Source organism: Exiguobacterium sp. FD-YE-25-4 (assembly GCF_057004685.1).
Genome location: NZ_CM168041.1, coordinates 1,782,015 through 1,799,713 on the forward strand (window position 1 = coordinate 1,782,015; position 17,699 = coordinate 1,799,713).

Here is a 17,699-nt window from a genome sequence, read left to right on the forward strand (position 1 = left end):
TCCTCAGCGCACGAATCGGTATGCGGAATATTTTGGTAACGTATCGAGTAATTCAGGAGCCTCGACTTCCCCGTACTGCCAACGGCGCACTGGTTCGGCGAAACGACCGTGCCCGGCCGGCTCAGCTCGTGGCGTGTCAATCGGTGAGGATGCGAGCAGCGGAAGGAATTCCCCTTCCATCGTCCGAATCCCAAACTCAAATACGTATGTCGTATTCGGGTCGAGCGGACGGACGAACCAACTGTTCGTCATCTCCGGCAATTCGAACGTATACGCCCGGTTCGCATGCCCGCTCGCGTAATCAAGCAATGTGATGTCAAGGATGCGGAACGCTTTCGGCAAGTCTTCCCATGGACGCATAAATTGCATCGAGAGCGTCTCTTTGACGCTGTCCGACACTTCCCAGAAGACGTAAACGGCGTTCGGTGATTGGACGACCGCATGCATCAAATCTTGATCGTAGCGGTCCGGGAGCTTCCAGAACCCTTCTGGACCTTTGTCAAGAAGCGGTGATTGGGCAGGCTCCTCGTGTTGCAGCGTCGAAGCGACCTGCTTCACAGACGAGGCGGGTACTTGCTTCGATTTAGATGTCATTGCTTTCTTCCCTTCAGTCTTTCGTTTTGGTGCGGCTACCGGCTTCGCCGGCTCCCCATGTTGGGAACGCCATTTACGCCAAGCGTATTGGACTTTCCCGATTGGCATATCTAATTGTTCTGCAATCTGTTTTAACGTCAGTCCTTGTTGTTTCAAGGAAACGATTTTCTCTTCCATATATGTGTGGCTCCCTTCCTAAAAAAAATCCATGTGTTCTACTATTCGCTCCTTATCCGTGAATTCCTGCACAAAAAAAAGTAAAGAACAACTGGTCTGTTGTTCTTTACCACTCTTGTCACTGATTTAAATCATAATGTTTCCCTTTTTCAAGGAAAATGAGATGTTCTCCGAAATTGGTCACGTGATCACCCATCCGTTCTAAATAACGGGCGATGTTCGAAAACTCATACACGTCGTTCGTTCCAACCGTCATATTCGGAACGAATCCCATGTATTGTTTGATTGTCTGTAAGTTCAAATCATCGATGACTTTATCCATCTCATTCAATTCACGCACCCGGCTGACCTCGCCCTTCCGGTAAGCGCGCGTCGCGAGCTCGAGCATGTCGATCAACTGCTCGGCCATCTGTTTGAGCGGTTTGATGTCGAGGACGTACGGGACGTGCTCGATACGGCCGACGGCTTTGGCGATGTTCGTCGCATAGTCCGCAATCCGTTCAAGGTCCGTCGCCGATTTCATCGTCACGATCAAGCGGCGGAGGTCGGTTGCGACCGGTTGCTGTTTCGCGATCAATAGAATGGCCTCGTCGTTGATTTCGAGCTCGAGGTCGTCAAGCTCATTATCGTTGTCGATGACCGTCTGGGCGAGCTCGAGGTCACGTTTCTCAAGCACCTCGATGGCGGTCGCCGTCTGGCGCATCGTCAAGTTCGCCAAGCGAACGACTTTATCTTCTAATTCGTTTAACTTCATATCAAAGAATGTGCGATTTTGTGCCATGATTGTCTCCCCTTCTTAACCGAACCGGCCAGAAATATAATCTTCAGTCCGTTTATCAGCTGGATTCGAGAAGATTTTGTCGGTCGCATCGAACTCGACAACTTCTCCGTTTAAGAAGAACGCCGTCTTATCCGATACACGAGCCGCTTGTTGCATGTTGTGTGTGACGATGATGATCGAGTACTGCTCTTTCAACTCTTGGACGAGCTCTTCGACTTTGAGCGTCGAAATCGGGTCGAGCGCTGACGTCGGTTCATCCATGAGGATGACGTCCGGTTCGATGGCGAGCGTACGAGCGATACAGAGACGTTGTTGTTGACCACCCGAGAGGCCGTAGGCGTTCTCGTTCAAACGATCTTTCACTTCATCCCAGATCGCCGCGCCGCGAAGCGAACGTTCGACGATTTCATCGAGCACTTTCTTGTTTTTGATTCCGTGTGTACGCGGCCCGTATGCCACGTTGTCATACACTGATTTCGGGAACGGGTTCGGCTGTTGGAATACCATACCGACCGACGTCCGAAGATCTTCGACCCGATAGTCGCGGTCAAAGATGTTGCGGCCGTGATAAAGAATCTCACCGTTCGTACGCACCGAAGGCACGAGCTCGACCATCCGGTTCAACGTCTTGATGAACGTCGACTTCCCGCAACCCGACGGACCGATGATGGCCGTCACTTCGTTTTGCTTGATGTCGAGATTGACGTCAATCAACGCCTGATCGTCACCATACCATAAGTTCAAGTTGTTCACGACATAGGCACTGTCTTTCTGCATCACCGTTTCGTTCGGTTGGGTCGTCGTTGTATTCACTTCATGATCTCCTTTGAGTTCTTTTTGTTTCATCATCTCGAGAGTCCTCCTCGTTTACTGCTACGACTTAATGTCGGTTCGTATATTTGTTACGGATATAGATGGCGGCCGAGTTCATGATGATCAACATCGTCATCAAAACGATGATACCGGCAGCGGCCAAGTTTTGGAATTCCGCTTGCGGACGGCTCGTCCAGTTATAGATTTGAATCGGGAGCGCTGTGAAGTCCGAGAACACGCTGCTCGGCGTCGTCGAAATAAACGTCGCCGCTCCGACCATGATCAATGGAGCCGTCTCGCCAATCGCACGTGATACGGCCAAGATGATCCCTGTGATAATCCCTGGAATCGCCGACGGCAAGACGACGTTGAACGTCGTCTGCCATTTCGAGGCTCCGAGCGCGAGCGATGCGTGACGCAACTCCATTTTGACCGAGCGGAGCGCTTCTTGCGACGCGACGATGACAATCGGTAGACTCATCAGTCCGAGCGTCAAGGCTCCGGCCATAATCGAATTCCCGAGTTCCATGACACGTACAAAAATGGTCAATCCGAGCAAACCGAACACGATTGACGGCACGCCGGCCAAGTTCGAAATGTTCACTTCGATAAACGACGTGATGCGGTTCTTCGGTGCGTACTCTTCAAGATAAATCGCGGCACCGACACCGATGACAAACACCATCGGGACGATGAGAAGCATCAACCAAAACGTCCCAATCAAGGCAGGGTACAGCCCGGCCTGTTCAGGACGACGGGATGGGAAGTTGCGGAGAAAATCCAAATTCACCCAGCCGCCACCTTTAGAAACGACGTCATAAATCAACGTCGACAAGACGAGCAGGGCGAAAACGAGCCCCGCTAAGAAGATATATTTAAAAATCTCATTCAATTGAAGACGGCGTTTGATTCGTTGTGAAACCGAATCACGATCCATCAAGTTCTTCGTATTCTTGAACTCACTGTTCGGCAATGCCATATTAGTACTCCTCTCTGAAGCGGCGCGTCACCCAGTTCGCGAATAGGTTCATCACAAGGGTGAAGACGAACAATAGCGCACCAACCGCATAGATACTGTAGTATTCGATTGTCCCGTATCCTGCATCACCTTTGGCGATTTGGACAATATACGCCGTCATCGTTTGAATCGCGTTGAGCGGGTTGAACTCGAAGTTCGGCTGCGACCCACCAGCGATCGTTACGATCATCGTCTCACCGATGGCACGGCTCATCCCGAGGACGATCGAGGCGATAATCCCTGAGAGCGCGGCTGGCATGACGACTTTGATGGCGACTTCGAGACGTGTCGCGCCAAGACCGAGGGCTCCATCCCGAATCTTTTTCGGTACGGCGCTCATCGAGTCTTCCGAAATAGAAGCGATCATCGGAATAATCATGATTCCGACAACGATCCCCGGGCTGAGTGCGTTATAGATTTGAAGCCCCGGAATCAACGCTTGCAAAATCGGTGTAACGAACGACAAAGCGAAGAATCCGAAGACAATCGTTGGAACGCCAGCGAGCACTTCAAGAATCGGCTTCAAAATGGTGCGGGCACGCTCAGATGCGTACTCGCTCAAATAAATCGCCGATGCCAAACCGAGCGGGACAGCGACAATCATGGCAATGACGGTGATCTGGAGTGTTCCCATGACGAGGGCCCAGACGCCGAACCGTTGATCGGCACTAAGCGGATACCATTCGGTCGAGCCTAAAAACTCGGCGACCGGTACGCGCTCGAAAAACTTGAACAGTTCAAAACCGAGTGTGAACGCGATGCCGACCGTCGTGACGACCGAAACGAATGCGCTCAAGAATAATAAGAACGGCATGACTTTATCAAACACGTTCGTCGTACTATATTTCTTTTTCTTATTGGCTTCAATCATCTCTCGAATTGACAGCCCTTTGTTTGGTTGATTCATCTCGTGTATCGCTCCCTACCTCTTCATACTAGAAAGCACGGCGAGAAGGCGAGAGCGACTCTCACCTTCTGCCTTCTGCGCTATTACTCGCCAGCGATCTCGTCGATCACTTCAGCGTTCTCATCGTATCGTGCTTGTTCCATTCCGACATATCCGACTTCTTCTGAAAGGGCTGCTGCATTTTCATTCAAGAAGCGCGTGTAGTCAGCGACTTGCGGCTTATCTTTCAACGACGCGTTGTTCACGTATGTGTAGATTTCACGTGAGAGCGGGTATGAAAGATCATTGATTGTGTCAGTCGTCGGTTCAATACCTTCGACGTTCAATGCGCGAAGCGTATCTTTGTTTTCAATGTAGTACGCATATCCGAAGAATCCGATCGCACCTTTCGTACCGGCAACACCTGTTACGAGAACGTTATCGTCTTCTGACAATTGTGCGTCTTCGCGGATGTCTGTATCTTCAAGGACTGCTTCGTTGAAGAAGTCATACGTTCCTGAATCTTTACCAGGTGAGAAGAATGAGATTTCTTCATCCGGCCAGTCTGAACGGACGTCCTTCCATGTCTTCACGTTCGGATCAGTCCACATTTTGTTCAATTCATCAATCGTGATATCTTGGGCCCAATCATTCTCTGGGTTGACGACGAGCGAGAGACCGTCAAGCGCTACAGCGAGTTGTGTGTACTCAACGCCATTCTTCTCGGCTTCAGCCGCTTCTTCTTCTTTGATTTCACGTGATGCGTTCGAGAAGTCTGTCTCACCAGTGACGAAACGTTTGAATCCGCCACCTGTACCTGAAACCCCGACCGTCACTTCAACGTCTGGCTGTTCAGCTGAGTATTCTTCCGCTACAGCTTCCATGATTGGGAATACGGTAGACGAACCATCCATGACGACTTTACCTGAAAGTCCTTCACCTTCGGCTGCGCCGTTTCCTTCTTCATTGTTTCCACACGCGGCACCGATAATGGCCACCGAAGTGATTGAAGCGACTAAAGCTGATTTTTTCATCCAAGACATTTCTGACGTCCTCCTTGAGTTTGCTTTGATTTGTGTTGTAGCTTCCTTGCTCTGTCCTACAATTAACATCCTAATAAACTACTATTAACGAGAAATAAACGGAACGTAAAAGAATTGTAAAGACAAAAAAAGAAGCCACCGAAGTGACTTCTTTACTGGAGCTGTGCTTGGACGTCTTCTAAATCAAAGTACGCCTTCATGATGTCGTGCGCGACACGGGTGTTGATCCCTTCTGCCTCGAGCCCTGGCATGATGATGGCCCAGGCGATTTCCGGGTCATCATACGGCGCCCAGCCGACGTGGTTCGAGTTGAGCGTCTTGATCGGTTCCCCGTTCGCGTTGCGCTTCGCTTGACCATCCGGCCCTTCTGCGATCGCTTGAGCGGTACCGGTCTTACCGGCCGCCGTGATTCCTGTCTGTTGCAGGATACGAGACGTTCCGCTCTCGACCCCTTGTCGGAAGCCTTGGCGCGCCCGTTGAATGAATTCATCACGGATGTCGACTTTATTGAGCGCATTCGGTTGGAACGTGCTGACGACTTGCTTGTTCGACTCGTCGAGCGAACCCGGTTCGATGATTTCTTTCAATAGGTGCGGTTGAATCCGGTAGCCGCCGTTCGCGAGCGTCGACGTATACTGCGCCAATTGAATCGGCGTGTACGAGATGAACTGACCGATCGACATGTCCATGAGGAGCGTGACACGGTCCGGTACACTACGGAATCCGATTGATTCGTACGGGAGGTCGATCCCTGTCTCGATTCCGAGCCCGAACTGTTTGTAGTAATGTTCCATCGTATTGAACGCCTCGGTCACGTTGTCGCCGACGATTTGGCCGGTCGAGTAATAATCGGCGAGCCGCAGGGCAATTTGGAACATATAAATGTTCGATGACAAAGCGAGGGCATCCAGGTCGTTGATGTTCCCCATGTTTCGATACGACGACTTGAGTGACGAGCCGATGCGAATCGGCGTGTCATAAATGTATTCACCCGGTTGGATGACTTCTTCTTCAAGGCCGAACGCGACCGTCGCTCCCTTGATCGTCGAGCCGATTTGACTCGCTCGCAGGACCGTCCCGGTCGAGACATCTTTGAATTCGTTCGTTTCATAGTCGAGCTCTTGTCCCGATAGGGCGAGCAGTTCACCCGTCCGCGGGTTCATGACGACGACGAAAGCACGGTCAAAGTGTGGGCTACCCGAACGGCCGGCTCGAATCGCTTTCTTCAAAATCTCATCGATTTCTTTTTGGAACTCGATGTCGGTCGACAAGATGATATCTTTCCCTGGGTTCCCACTGACACGAGTCGGTTCTCCGACCGGTTCCCCTTTATACGTCGTAAAGACGTCATAGGCCGGGGTTCCGCGTAGCACGTCCTCATACTGTTGTTCGAGATAAGATGTGCCGACGCGGTCGTTCAAGCCATAGCCTTTCGCTTGATACGAGGCGCGTTGCTCGGCCGGGATTTGACGATAACTTCCGAGGAAACTTTGGAACGTCTCACCGAACGGATAATCCCGCTGATAATACGGTTCAACGCTGACGCCAGGGAGCAGTTCCAAGTTTTCTTCAATCAGTGCCATCTCTTTCGGAGACGCCCCGATTTTGATGACTTGCGGGTCGAGGGCGTAACCCGACTCCATGTTATGTTTGATGGCGATGATTTCCTCGGTCGCATCATCGAACGTGATTTCCGCTTCTGTGATCGAATCGAGCAACAGTTGGTCGACATCTTGGTTCGACAGGGCGGCCCGCTCTTCTTCCGGGAGATCGGCTAATAGATTTTGGACACGTTCTTGCGAGCGCTCAGGATCGATGGCGATCCAATAATCCTTGCGGTCCCGCTCCGTCACTTTGCGGTCTTTCTCTGGGACGTCGACGATCTCAGCGAGCTTGATGGCGACATCGAGCCGTTCTTCCGTCTTTGTCACTTGCGAACGACGGTACATGACCGAATAGTTTGAGATAGTATCGGCGAGTACTTGCCCGTTCCGGTCGTAAATCTTGCCACGCGGCACCTCGTATTTGATTTTACTCGATTCCGTCTTTTGCACTTCACGGGCGATCAACTCGCCGTTGACGATTTGAACGACGCCTAAACGAAAAATGAGCGTCGCGAACAAGATGAACACAATGAAAAACAATAAGTTCAATCGCAAGGGCAGGTGGTTGCGCCGTTTCTTCGGCACTTTCACACGGTGTCTGGCCAATTCAGTTGTCTCCTTCCTGACTCGTTCTTTCTATAAGTATAGGTGACATATATGTCGATGATATTTCTATTTTTAGACTCGATTTTCACTATATCATAATTTGTTTACAAAATAATGAAATGTAGAAAAAATCCCGAGATTCAATAGAATCCCGGGACAGTGTCATTATTTTGCGTCTGCGTAGAGCTTCGCGACGTAATCCCAGTCGATGACATGGAAGAACGCTTGGATGTAATCCGGACGACGGTTTTGGTAGTTCAAGTAGTACGCATGCTCCCAAACGTCAAGACCGAGGATTGGCTGAACGCCTTCCATGATCGGTGAATCTTGGTTTGGTGTCGATGTGACTTCGAGCTTACCATTTTTCACGACGAGCCAAGCCCAACCAGAGCCGAAGCGAGTTGTTGCTGCTTTCGTGAACTCATCTTTGAAGGCATCAAAGCTACCGAACGCCTCATCGATGGCAGAAGCGAGTTCGCCTGTCGGTGCGCCGTTCTCGTTTTTCTTCAACAATTTCCAGAAGAATGAGTGGTTCCAGTGACCGCCACCGTTGTTGCGGACCGCTGTTTGAATGTCAGCAGGAAGCGAATCGATTTTTTGGAGCAAGTCTTCGAGCGAAGAGTATTCCACATCTTTTCCTTCGAGTGCATTGTTCACGTTCGTGACGTAAGTGTTGTGGTGTTTCGTGTGGTGGATTTCCATCGTGCGTGCGTCAATGTGTGGTTCAAGTGCATCGTATGCGTAATCAAGTTGTGGTAATTCAAATTTAGCCATAACTAAAATCCCCCTTAAAATTGGTTTGAACAACGTTCGTTTTAAATGTAACAGATTTGTGACGGCTGACTCAATTGTAATGCCTCACTCGACGTCTTGTTCCGGCAATGCCCATACGGAAATCGACCCTGCCGCCACTTTAAATACCCCTTTTCCGTCTTCGTCAATCTCGACGACCTCATCGACGGTCTGCGTCAAATCGACCCATTTCTCACCGGCTCGTTGTTCGCCGACGAACATCTGCTTCTCAGCTGCTTCGCTGTTCGAAATCACAACAGCACATCCTGAGCGCTCGATATCTTCACTGCCGTGACGGACCCAGCCGATGACGTGCTCGTCATCGAAGTAGTCATCTTGCTGGCCGTATGCCTTTTCACGACGGGCATAAAGAAGCGGATCGATCGCCGGTTTTTTCCCTTCGGCCGGATGCGGACCGTTGATTCCGTAATAGTCACCGTAGAACACACACGGATAACCGTCTTGGCGAAGCAAGATCAATCCGTAAGCGATCTGTTTGAACCAATCCTCGACCCATGACTCGAGCGCCTCTTCCGGCTGTGAATCGTGGTTGTCGACGAACGTCACCGAATGGAGCGGGTGGGACTGGACGAGCGTGTCGTCAAAGATGGTCCGCATATCGAACGATTCTCCTTCGGTCGAGGCGCGTTGCAAGTTGTAATGGAGCGGCACGTCGAACAAGTCGACATGATAGTCAATGTTGTCGAGGAACTCACGGCATGCCTCGAGCTCTGACTTCCAAAACTCACCGACCAAATAGAAGTTCTCACCTTTTTCAGCTTTCATCGTCTGACTGAACTCTTTGACGAAATCATAGTTGATGTGTTTAATCGCGTCGAGTCGGAACCCGTCACACTTAGTCTCTTCGATAAACCATTTGCCCCAGCTGAGTACTTCTTCCTTCACTTCTGGGTGATGATAGTCGATATTGGCGAACATCAAATAGTCATAGACGCCGAACTCGTCGTCGACGTTATCGTTCCACTTCTTATTCTCACCCATGATGAAGAAGATGCCGCTCTTGTCGTTCGCAGCGTCATAATCCGTCCCGTTGAAATGATGGAAGTTCCATTTAAATGAAGAGTATTTATCTTTGCGGCCTTCAAAATCGAATTTCGTCCATCCTTCGATCTCGAACGGCTCTTCTGAAAGTACGTTCGTACGGTCCTCCGGGTCGACCTCGAGCACATCGAACTTCTCGGTCGCATCGGCACCGGCTTTATGGTTCAAGACGACATCCATATAAATCTGCATGCCGAGCTCTTGCGCGTGTTTTGTCGCCTCGAGCAGTTCTTGTTTCGTCCCGTATTTAGTTGCGACGGTTCCTTTTTGGTCAAACTCTCCTAAATCATACAAATCGTACACGCCATATCCCGTATCCTCGTCGCTCTGGCCTTTCGTGACCGGCGGCAACCATAATGCGGTGATTCCAGCTTCATTCAACTCGGAAGCCCGTTCTTTCAATCGCTTCCAATGCTTCTGGTCAGCCGGGACGTGCCATTCAAAAAATTGCATCATCGTATGATTTCGTTCCATCTCGCTTCGCCTCATTTCATATTTTTCAAAAAACAAAATGCTAACGGATATTTACCCAGGACTTCGGATTTGAAAACTAAAAATGAAAACAAAAAAACAGCTTTCATCTGAAAGCTGTTCACAAATGGACCCTGTAGGACTTGAACCTACGACCGGACGGTTATGAGCCGTCTGCTCTAACCAGCTGAGCTAAGGGTCCTAATTGGTAGCGGCGGAGGGAGTCGAACCCACGACCTCACGGGTATGAACCGTACGCTCTAGCCAGCTGAGCTACACCGCCACGTTGTTATACAATAATAATATACTGAATGCAGGCGTGACTGTCAATCAAAAGTCACATCTATACAAAAAGTCCCTCTGGCTCAATCGAGCCAGAGGGACCGTTTGATTAAACGATTCCTTCGTTTGCATCTTCAAGCGTGATTTCTGTGATGTTCATCGCGTGGTCACCGATGCGCTCCAAGTTCGAGAGCATATCGACGAAGAACATCCCGGCTTGACCGTCACACTCGCCTGTGTTCAAGCGGACGACGTGATTTTTACGGAATTGACGTTCAAGCATGTCGAGTTTCGCTTCCATCTCGATGACTTGACGAGCTTCGACCATGTCGCCGCTCGCAAGCGTTTGAAGCGACTTCTCAAGCGTGGAACGAGTCAAATCGTACATCTCCGTCAACTCTTTTTGAGCGTCGGCCGAGAGATTGACGCGCGTTGCCGTCTTATAGTCGATCAACTCGATGATGTTCTCGACGTGATCACCGATTCGTTCAATATCATTGATCGCATGCATGAGTGTCTTGTGTTCTTGTGATTCTTGTTCTGTCAAATCGACAGCGGCAAGCTTCACGAGGTAATCCGTGATTTTTGAGTTGAGTGAGTTGAGCGCGTCTTCGATGTGCGCCGACTTCTCAGCATGTTTCTTATCACCAGTTGCCATATATTTGCGTGCTTCATCGAGACCAAGTTTTGCGAAATCGCCCATGCGGATGACTTCATATTTAGCTTGCTCGACAGCAATTGATGGCGACTGTTGGATGAAGATTGGATCCAAGTGCTGTGCTTTCGTATCGACGATTGAATCTTCCCCTGGTACGAATTTCGTCACGATCCATGCGATCGTTCCGATGAACCAGAACTGGATGAACGTGTTGACGACGTTGAACGTCCCGTGAGCGAAAGCGATTTGCATCTTGTCTTCGATTGCTAAGAGATCTGTGACCCAGTAGATATATTGCGTGAACGGAATCAACAAGATCATGAAGATTGTTGTTCCAATCAAGTTAAAGATAACGTGGGCTGCTGCTGCACGACGGGCCGCGACCGAAGCACCAATCGAAGCAAGAATCGCCGTGATCGTCGTACCGATGTTATCCCCGAACAAGACCGGGAGTGCCGCGTCGAGTTGAATCGATCCACCAGAGTACAATTCTTGCAAGATTCCGATCGTCGCTGATGATGATTGGACGATGACCGTGAAGACCGTACCGACGACGACACCGAGGAACGGGTTGTCACTCATCGATTGCGTCAAATCGATGAAGTATTCGCTCGAACGGAGCGGCTTCATCCCGCTGCCCATGAGTTCAAGACCGTAGAACAGCATCCCGAACCCGAAGAAGATTTGACCTAAGTGTTGCAACTTCTCTTTTTTAAAGAAGAACAGAAGAATCGCACCGATAGCGATAATCGGCAATGCATAGGCGCCGACGTCGAAACCGATGATGAACGCCGTCACCGTCGTTCCAATGTTCGCTCCCATGATGACCCCGATTGCTTGACGGAGTGTCATGAAGCCGGCACTGACAAGACCGACCGTGATGACCGTCGTACCTGACGATGATTGAATTAAGACCGTTACAATGATCCCGGCTAGTACTCCGAGGAACGGATTCGATGTATACTTATCAAGGATGTCGCGCAGGCGGTTACCTGCTGACTTTTGGAGGCCGTCTCCCATCGATTTGATACCGAAGAGGAAGATTCCTAATCCTCCAAAAAACATGAATAACATTTCTTGCAAATTGTATTCCACGATTTTTGTACTCCTTTTGATTGTGAATTAGTTGTGTTTGCTTGGTTTTTATTGCCCTACTCATTATGCCCGCATCACCCATTCGATGTAAACAGGTTTAATGTTAAGGTTTTATTAAACCACTGTATGATTTACGTGTGTTTTACTAGATTTGTACTATAACAGATTGGAGTTAGATTTTATGCTCAAAACGACGTCACAGTTTCTCCGCCACAGCCTCTTCCCGTCCAAGCAGGCGTTACGGTTACGCCTCGCCCCACTCCACGCCTATATGTTGGCGAGTCTCGTCTTAACGGTTGTGGTCACGTTGCTCGATTACATCGTATTACAACCCGATTTCTTTTGGCCGATGTGGATCTTTTTACATGGCTTCGCCATCTTCTTCTTCTATATGGGGTTCGTCGCGCTCAGTGCCCTTCTCGTCCAACTCGCCACGAAATGGCGCACTAAGAAAACGTGGCCGTATCGCCAGGCTTGGCCGTACGCAGTCGCGATGACGATGATTCCAGTCCTCCTCCTGGTTATGTTGTACCATGCCGCGCCTCCATTGACTTGGCTCGGAGTTCTCTTATCCCTCGTCTATTTGATTGTTCCGTTGGGTCATATCCCCGTCAAATCGAAGTCATCAAACAAGCCGGACAACGCACGTTTGCGTTGAACCGGCTTTCTATCGTTATAACGTCGGTGCCAAATCAGATAATACGGTTTGAAGCCGTTGACTTTGTTTGCCTAAGTCGACCCCTGCGCCTTGTAACGTCTGTTGTACGCCCGACCAACCCTCGACGCCTTTATATAATTCGTCTAATTTACGTTCGAGTGCCACGCCGACTTCTTTTAGTTGCTCATTTGCTTCCGCCATATGTAGTAATTGATGTCCGGTGGCAGTCGTTTGCTCGGTGATGGATTGGAACTGCGTCATTTGTCTTCTCATTTCCTGGTCAATGGTTTCAATCCCGCCCTCAACCCGGCGCAACGTCTCGCCTAAATAAAGGATATCTTCTTCGAAGCGTTTCATCTCATTAAATATCTCGGCACGCTCCAAGCGAATGGCTTCGATGGCAGCCACGGCCGACAGTGTCGATTCGTTCGTTACTTTCGCCAACTGACCGACCTCATGGGCGACGACGGAAAATCCTTTTCCGTGTTCTCCAGCCCGTGCCGCTTCAATCGAGGCATTGAGTGCCAACATCTTCGTCGCAGCCGCGACAGACAAAATCTTCTGAAGTGCGTCATCCGCCTGTTCAGACGTCGTTTCACTTTCTAGCAACCGGTTCTGAACCGCACTCGCTTTTCTTGCGAATCGCTCGCTGGCTCCTTTGACAGTCGAGAATGATTCAATCTCTGTCTTAATCGTCTGTTTCAACGCCTCGGCCCGCTGATCAACCGAACCGATCTCTTGTTCGAGCGAACGGACGTGTCCCGCCAAATCTGTAAAGCGGTGCGTCGATTCGTTCGTGAACGACTGATAAGACTGACTCGTCGACGCGACGGTCGCGGCAACTTGTTTGAACCCCGTCACTTGCTCTTGATTCGCTTCAAGTTGTTGCATAAAGACCGGTAGACTCGATTCGAAAGCGGTCGAGGTCTCGAGCATCGTCAACAACGAACGTTTCCATAGCCCGATAAACGTGTTGTACTCTCGTTCCAAACTTCGCATTTCAAACGATTTTGCGTGAAGTTCAACCTCTGAGAACGAACGCGTGGCGACTGATTCGCGAAGCCGGACCGCAAATGCCGTCAACGGCTTGATTTCACGCCGAATCATGAACGAGAATAAGCCAATCATCATAACGAGCATGACCGTGATTGCGACGAGAACAAGTTCTCTTAAATTCCACATCGTGCCGAGCACCGACTGTTTCATGACGACAATCGCATAATGGGCTTTCAACTCGGGAATCGGTGCCGTAACGATAAACACGTCTTTTTGTTCGCTGACACTCACATCGTTCGATATGATGTCGGCCATACGATTCATAAACCGATCCTCGACTTGTCGACCGCTCAATTGCTCGACTTCTGTGTCGCGCAATAAATATTGACTCGCTTCTAGACCATCCGCCGATAGAATGGAAGCCTGTTGCATATACATCGACTTCAACGCCCGATTCAACACTTTTTCATTCGCGACGTACGCCCCATACGTCGTCTTGACCGTTTCGCGGACGACGGTCGCTTCACGATGTAGCCGTTTCTCAACCTCGCTCGTCAACAACTGCTCCGCTTTCAAAGCGAACCAGCCGAACACGGTTAAAAACAGGACGAGCATGACCGGCATCAACGTCCATAGCAAACGTTGACTCATTTTTCTCTCCGGCTGATGATTCCTACTCCATATTCGTTTCATTCGTTCCAACATCATACATTCCACCTTTTCAGACGTCATTTCTTTGAATATATCGGTCCTGAGACGGTGGAAAATTATGAAGCATCTGTTAAGATAACGTTAGCGTTTCGTAAGAGCACACCGATCAAGCGCTTGCCGGGTGCTTTTTCACAAACATTTCGTTATGATAATAAGGAAACCACTCATCTTAAATCGATTGGAACCTTTCCAAAAGAAGGAGATTACGTATATGTCAGAAATTTTGCATCGTTCATTAACCCGTCCGATCCGTGTCGGTAACCTCATCATCGGTGGATCCAATGAAGTCGTCATCCAGTCGATGACGACAACAAAAACTCATGACGTCGAGGCAACCGTCGCTGAGATTTTACGTCTCGAAGAAGCGGGCTGCCAAGTCGTCCGCGTCGCTTGTCCTGACGAGCGTGCGGCTGACGCCCTCGCTGAAATCAAGAGCCGCATCAATATCCCGCTCGTCGTCGATATTCACTTTGACTATAAACTGGCGCTCAAAGCCATCGAGAGCGGTGTCGATAAGATCCGCATCAACCCGGGTAACATCGGCCGCCGCGAGAAAGTTGAAGCGGTCGTCAACGCTGCTAAAGCAAAAGGTATCCCGATTCGAATCGGTGTCAACGCCGGCTCGCTCGAAAAGCAGTTTCTCGAGAAATATGGTTACCCGACGGCCCAAGGGATGGTCGAGAGTGCCATGCACCACGTCAAGATTTTGGAAGATCTCGGCTTCTATAACACGATCATCTCGCTCAAGGCGTCTGACGTAAACCTCGCCCTCGAAGCATACACGCTCGCGGCCAAGACGTTTGACTACCCGCTCCACGTCGGGATCACCGAGTCGGGTCCTCTCTTCTCAGGCTCACTCAAGTCAGCAGCTGGCCTCGGTGCGATTCTCTCGCTCGGTATCGGTTCGACGGTCCGCGTCTCGTTATCGGACGATCCGGTCGAAGAAATCAAAGTTGCCAAAGAAGTGCTCAAATCGTTTGGTCTCGCGGCTAACGCAGCGACACTCATCTCATGCCCAACATGTGGTCGCATTGAAATCGACTTGATTTCGATCGCCAAAGAAGTCGAGGAGTATATCCAAAACATCAACGTCAACATTAAAGTTGCCGTTCTCGGCTGTGCAGTAAACGGACCAGGGGAAGCCCGTGAAGCCGATATCGGGATCGCCGGCGCCCGCAACGAAGGCCTTCTCTTCCGTCACGGGAAAATCATCCGGAAAGTACCGGAAGCCACGATGGTCGAAGAATTGAAAAAAGAAATCGACGCCATCGTCGCCGAAAAATTGGCCGCACGTGAACTCGAAGAGCAAGAGCTCGCCAACCAATCTAACTAATCCTTTGCCCGCTCGGTTGCAACCGAGCGGGCTTTTGGTACAATAAGGGTTATGAGCAAGGAGGGACGAATATGCACATTGGAATTGACCTCGACGGAACCGTCACGGATCCGCAAAGTTGTTTTCATTATATGAACGATGCGCTCGGATACGCCATCGATTATCATCAGGCGACCGAATACGAGCTGCACACTTATACAGATATGACACAAGAGGCGTTTTGGCGCTTCATGATTGAACAAGGTCATGAGGAAGCGATTTATCGTCGCTCACTTCCGCATTCCGAAGTGAACGCCGTCTTATGGAATATGCGCAAGTCGCACCGCCTCCATTACGTCACGGCCCGGAGCGAGGCCGTGCGCGCCGTCACCGAGGAGTGGATTCGACAGCATGAACTCCCACTCGACTCCCTCATCATGACGGGGAGTCATGACAAGGTCGGTGTCGTCAAACAGCTCGACCTCGACTTGTTTATGGAAGACCGCTATGAGAACGCGATCTCCATCCATGAACAGACGTCGATTCCGGTGCTGTTGTTCGACGCCCCGTATAATCGTAAGCCGTTGCCGACCGGCGTGAAACGCATCTCCACGTGGAGCGAGGCCCAGCACATCGTGCGTCACATCGAGACGACGAATTCAATCACCATCTAAAAAAGAGGAATCCACTCGGGATTCCTCTTTTTTAGATGCGTCCGATCGCTTCGATGACATCGGTCGCGAGCACGCTCGCCGGATGAACCTGTTCGCTCGCCTTTCTCGCCGCGAGCGCATGCCAGAGAACCGCTTGCTCATTCGGGGACTTGTCGGCATGGATTCGGTCCGTTCTCGCCCATAACGCGAGCAACATCCCCGTCAACACGTCCCCACTACCACCTTTCGCGAGCGCTGAAGCCTCGACCGTATTAACCGCCCCGGTACCATCCGGATTGACGATGAGGGTAAACGTCCCTTTCAAGATGAGATGGACCCCGTGCGTCATCGCAAATTCTGAGGCAACCTGAAATCGATTCGCTTCGATCTCGTCGACTGATTTATCGATCAAGCGCGCCAGTTCACCCGGATGCGGTGTCAGCGTGAGCGGGCCAGATGCCTCGAGGCGCTCTTTCGTCAGCGCTCCGGCATCGACGATGAGCGGCGCGCTCACGTTGCTGATGAGTGCCCACACTCGCTTGAGACGCTCGTCATCGATGAGGCCAGGACCAATCGCCGTGGCAGCGTAGTCCTTATCCGGTAACTCGTCGATGTCGTAATACATTGCCTCCGGCAAACTCGAGGCGAGCGCGAGCGCCTCATGCGGGATGGCCAGATCGAGCAGACCGACTCCCGTCCGGAGCGCCGACCGCGCCGCCAAGAACGGGGCGCCGATCAAATGACGACTTCCGCCAATCAAGCGACCGTGCCCATACGTATTTTTATGACTATAGGAATCCCGTTCGAGTAGGTTACGGTCAAAGTCTGATTCCGTCAGCACGCGCCATCTTGACGTATGCGGCAGTCCGATCTCAACGACCTCGATTGTGCCGTAATACGGCGCAGTCCGTTTTAAAAACGCGCTTCGCTTATAGCCGTGGAGCGAAAACGTCATCTCCGCCTCAACGGCGTGACCGTCAAAGTTGATTGCGTCGTCACTCGGGACTCCGGACGGGACATCGACGGCTGTGACCGGTGCGGGTTGCTCGCGTATCCATGTGATCACGTCACGAGCCTTACCCGTGACCGGACCATGGAAACCGACTCCGAACAATGCATCGATGACGTGATCGGCGTCTTGCGGCTCATCGCTGACCGTGACAAACTGTCGCGCATACTGTGCATGCCTGCTTCCTTCTGTCGATTTCGGTTCACCGAACGGGGCATAGACAGTGACGGCATGACCTCGTTGCGCCAATTCGCGCGCCACGACCCAACCGTCTCCCCCATTGTTGCCCGCTCCACAGACGATGAGGACGGACGTTCTCGACTTGAAGGTAAGACGTGCCGCCAAGGCCGAGGCCGCCCGCTCCATCAAGACGTCAGCCGGCATGCCATGGCGGAGCGCTGTCTCGTCGGCCTGCTTGATTTCAGCTGCCGTATAAATCATTCCGACTCCCCCTTTCGTGATTCGACAAAAAAGGGAT

15 protein-coding genes and 2 tRNA genes are annotated in these 17,699 nt (G+C 50.9%); 3 read left to right on the forward strand and 14 right to left on the reverse strand.

Annotated features, from left to right (window positions below):
• Positions 1-3: 3 nt before the first annotated feature.
• From AC13H5_RS09275 to AC13H5_RS09330, 12 genes are all read right to left on the reverse strand, one after another.
• A complete protein-coding gene (locus AC13H5_RS09275) occupies positions 4-771 on the reverse strand; it encodes a DUF4912 domain-containing protein (protein WP_214706178.1) in 768 nt (255 codons plus the stop codon).
• A gap of 118 nt (positions 772-889) precedes the next feature.
• Positions 890-1,552: a phosphate signaling complex protein PhoU gene (gene phoU / locus AC13H5_RS09280; RefSeq protein WP_034778050.1), complete on the reverse strand. Its 663-nt coding sequence runs from the start codon at positions 1,550-1,552 to the stop codon at positions 890-892.
• 15 nt (positions 1,553-1,567) lie between these two features.
• Entirely contained in the window at positions 1,568-2,329 is a 762-nt protein-coding gene (gene pstB / locus AC13H5_RS09285) for a phosphate ABC transporter ATP-binding protein PstB (protein ID WP_233004945.1), read from the reverse strand.
• Between the two features lie 103 nt (positions 2,330-2,432).
• A complete protein-coding gene (gene pstA / locus AC13H5_RS09290; RefSeq protein WP_034778052.1) occupies positions 2,433-3,344 on the reverse strand; it encodes a phosphate ABC transporter permease PstA in 912 nt (303 codons plus the stop codon).
• A 1-nt stretch (position 3,345) separates the two neighbouring features.
• A complete protein-coding gene (pstC, locus tag AC13H5_RS09295; RefSeq protein WP_138859246.1) occupies positions 3,346-4,290 on the reverse strand; it encodes a phosphate ABC transporter permease subunit PstC in 945 nt (314 codons plus the stop codon).
• Positions 4,291-4,373: 83 nt separating this feature from the next.
• Positions 4,374-5,312, reverse strand: a complete 939-nt coding sequence (locus tag AC13H5_RS09300) for a PstS family phosphate ABC transporter substrate-binding protein (protein ID WP_034778056.1) — start codon at positions 5,310-5,312, stop codon at positions 4,374-4,376.
• Between the two features lie 152 nt (positions 5,313-5,464).
• Positions 5,465-7,522: a peptidoglycan D,D-transpeptidase FtsI family protein gene (locus tag AC13H5_RS09305; RefSeq protein ID WP_052090135.1), complete on the reverse strand. Its 2,058-nt coding sequence runs from the start codon at positions 7,520-7,522 to the stop codon at positions 5,465-5,467.
• Between the two features lie 165 nt (positions 7,523-7,687).
• On the reverse strand, positions 7,688-8,296 hold the full coding sequence (locus AC13H5_RS09310; protein WP_034778058.1) for a superoxide dismutase: 609 nt from the start codon (positions 8,294-8,296) through the stop codon (positions 7,688-7,690).
• 84 nt (positions 8,297-8,380) lie between these two features.
• Positions 8,381-9,850: an alpha-amylase gene (locus tag AC13H5_RS09315; RefSeq protein ID WP_034778060.1), complete on the reverse strand. Its 1,470-nt coding sequence runs from the start codon at positions 9,848-9,850 to the stop codon at positions 8,381-8,383.
• Positions 9,851-9,975: 125 nt separating this feature from the next.
• Positions 9,976-10,049: transfer RNA gene (locus tag AC13H5_RS09320), tRNA-Ile, on the reverse strand.
• A gap of 4 nt (positions 10,050-10,053) precedes the next feature.
• Positions 10,054-10,130 (reverse strand) — tRNA-Met (locus tag AC13H5_RS09325).
• A gap of 108 nt (positions 10,131-10,238) precedes the next feature.
• A complete protein-coding gene (locus tag AC13H5_RS09330) occupies positions 10,239-11,882 on the reverse strand; it encodes a Na/Pi cotransporter family protein (RefSeq protein WP_034778062.1) in 1,644 nt (547 codons plus the stop codon).
• 181 nt (positions 11,883-12,063) lie between these two features.
• Here AC13H5_RS09330 and AC13H5_RS09335 point away from each other — a divergent pair, with 181 nt between their 5' ends.
• On the forward strand, positions 12,064-12,540 hold the full coding sequence (locus tag AC13H5_RS09335) for a hypothetical protein (protein ID WP_483545642.1): 477 nt from the start codon (positions 12,064-12,066) through the stop codon (positions 12,538-12,540).
• Between the two features lie 15 nt (positions 12,541-12,555).
• On the opposite strand, the gene AC13H5_RS09340 is transcribed toward AC13H5_RS09335, so the two are convergent.
• On the reverse strand, positions 12,556-14,187 hold the full coding sequence (locus AC13H5_RS09340) for a methyl-accepting chemotaxis protein (protein ID WP_251131362.1): 1,632 nt from the start codon (positions 14,185-14,187) through the stop codon (positions 12,556-12,558).
• 271 nt (positions 14,188-14,458) lie between these two features.
• Between AC13H5_RS09340 and ispG the strand changes: the two genes are divergently transcribed.
• Entirely contained in the window at positions 14,459-15,580 is a 1,122-nt protein-coding gene (gene ispG / locus AC13H5_RS09345; RefSeq protein WP_021065716.1) for a flavodoxin-dependent (E)-4-hydroxy-3-methylbut-2-enyl-diphosphate synthase, read from the forward strand.
• 71 nt (positions 15,581-15,651) lie between these two features.
• Entirely contained in the window at positions 15,652-16,233 is a 582-nt protein-coding gene (locus AC13H5_RS09350) for a hypothetical protein (protein ID WP_233004382.1), read from the forward strand.
• A gap of 31 nt (positions 16,234-16,264) precedes the next feature.
• Here the strand turns inward: AC13H5_RS09350 and AC13H5_RS09355 are convergent, their stop codons facing one another.
• The gene (locus tag AC13H5_RS09355) at positions 16,265-17,662 is read right to left on the reverse strand and encodes an NAD(P)H-hydrate dehydratase (RefSeq protein ID WP_483545643.1); all 1,398 of its coding nucleotides are present in this window, start codon (positions 17,660-17,662) and stop codon (positions 16,265-16,267) included.
• Between the last annotated feature and the right edge of the window lie 37 nt (positions 17,663-17,699).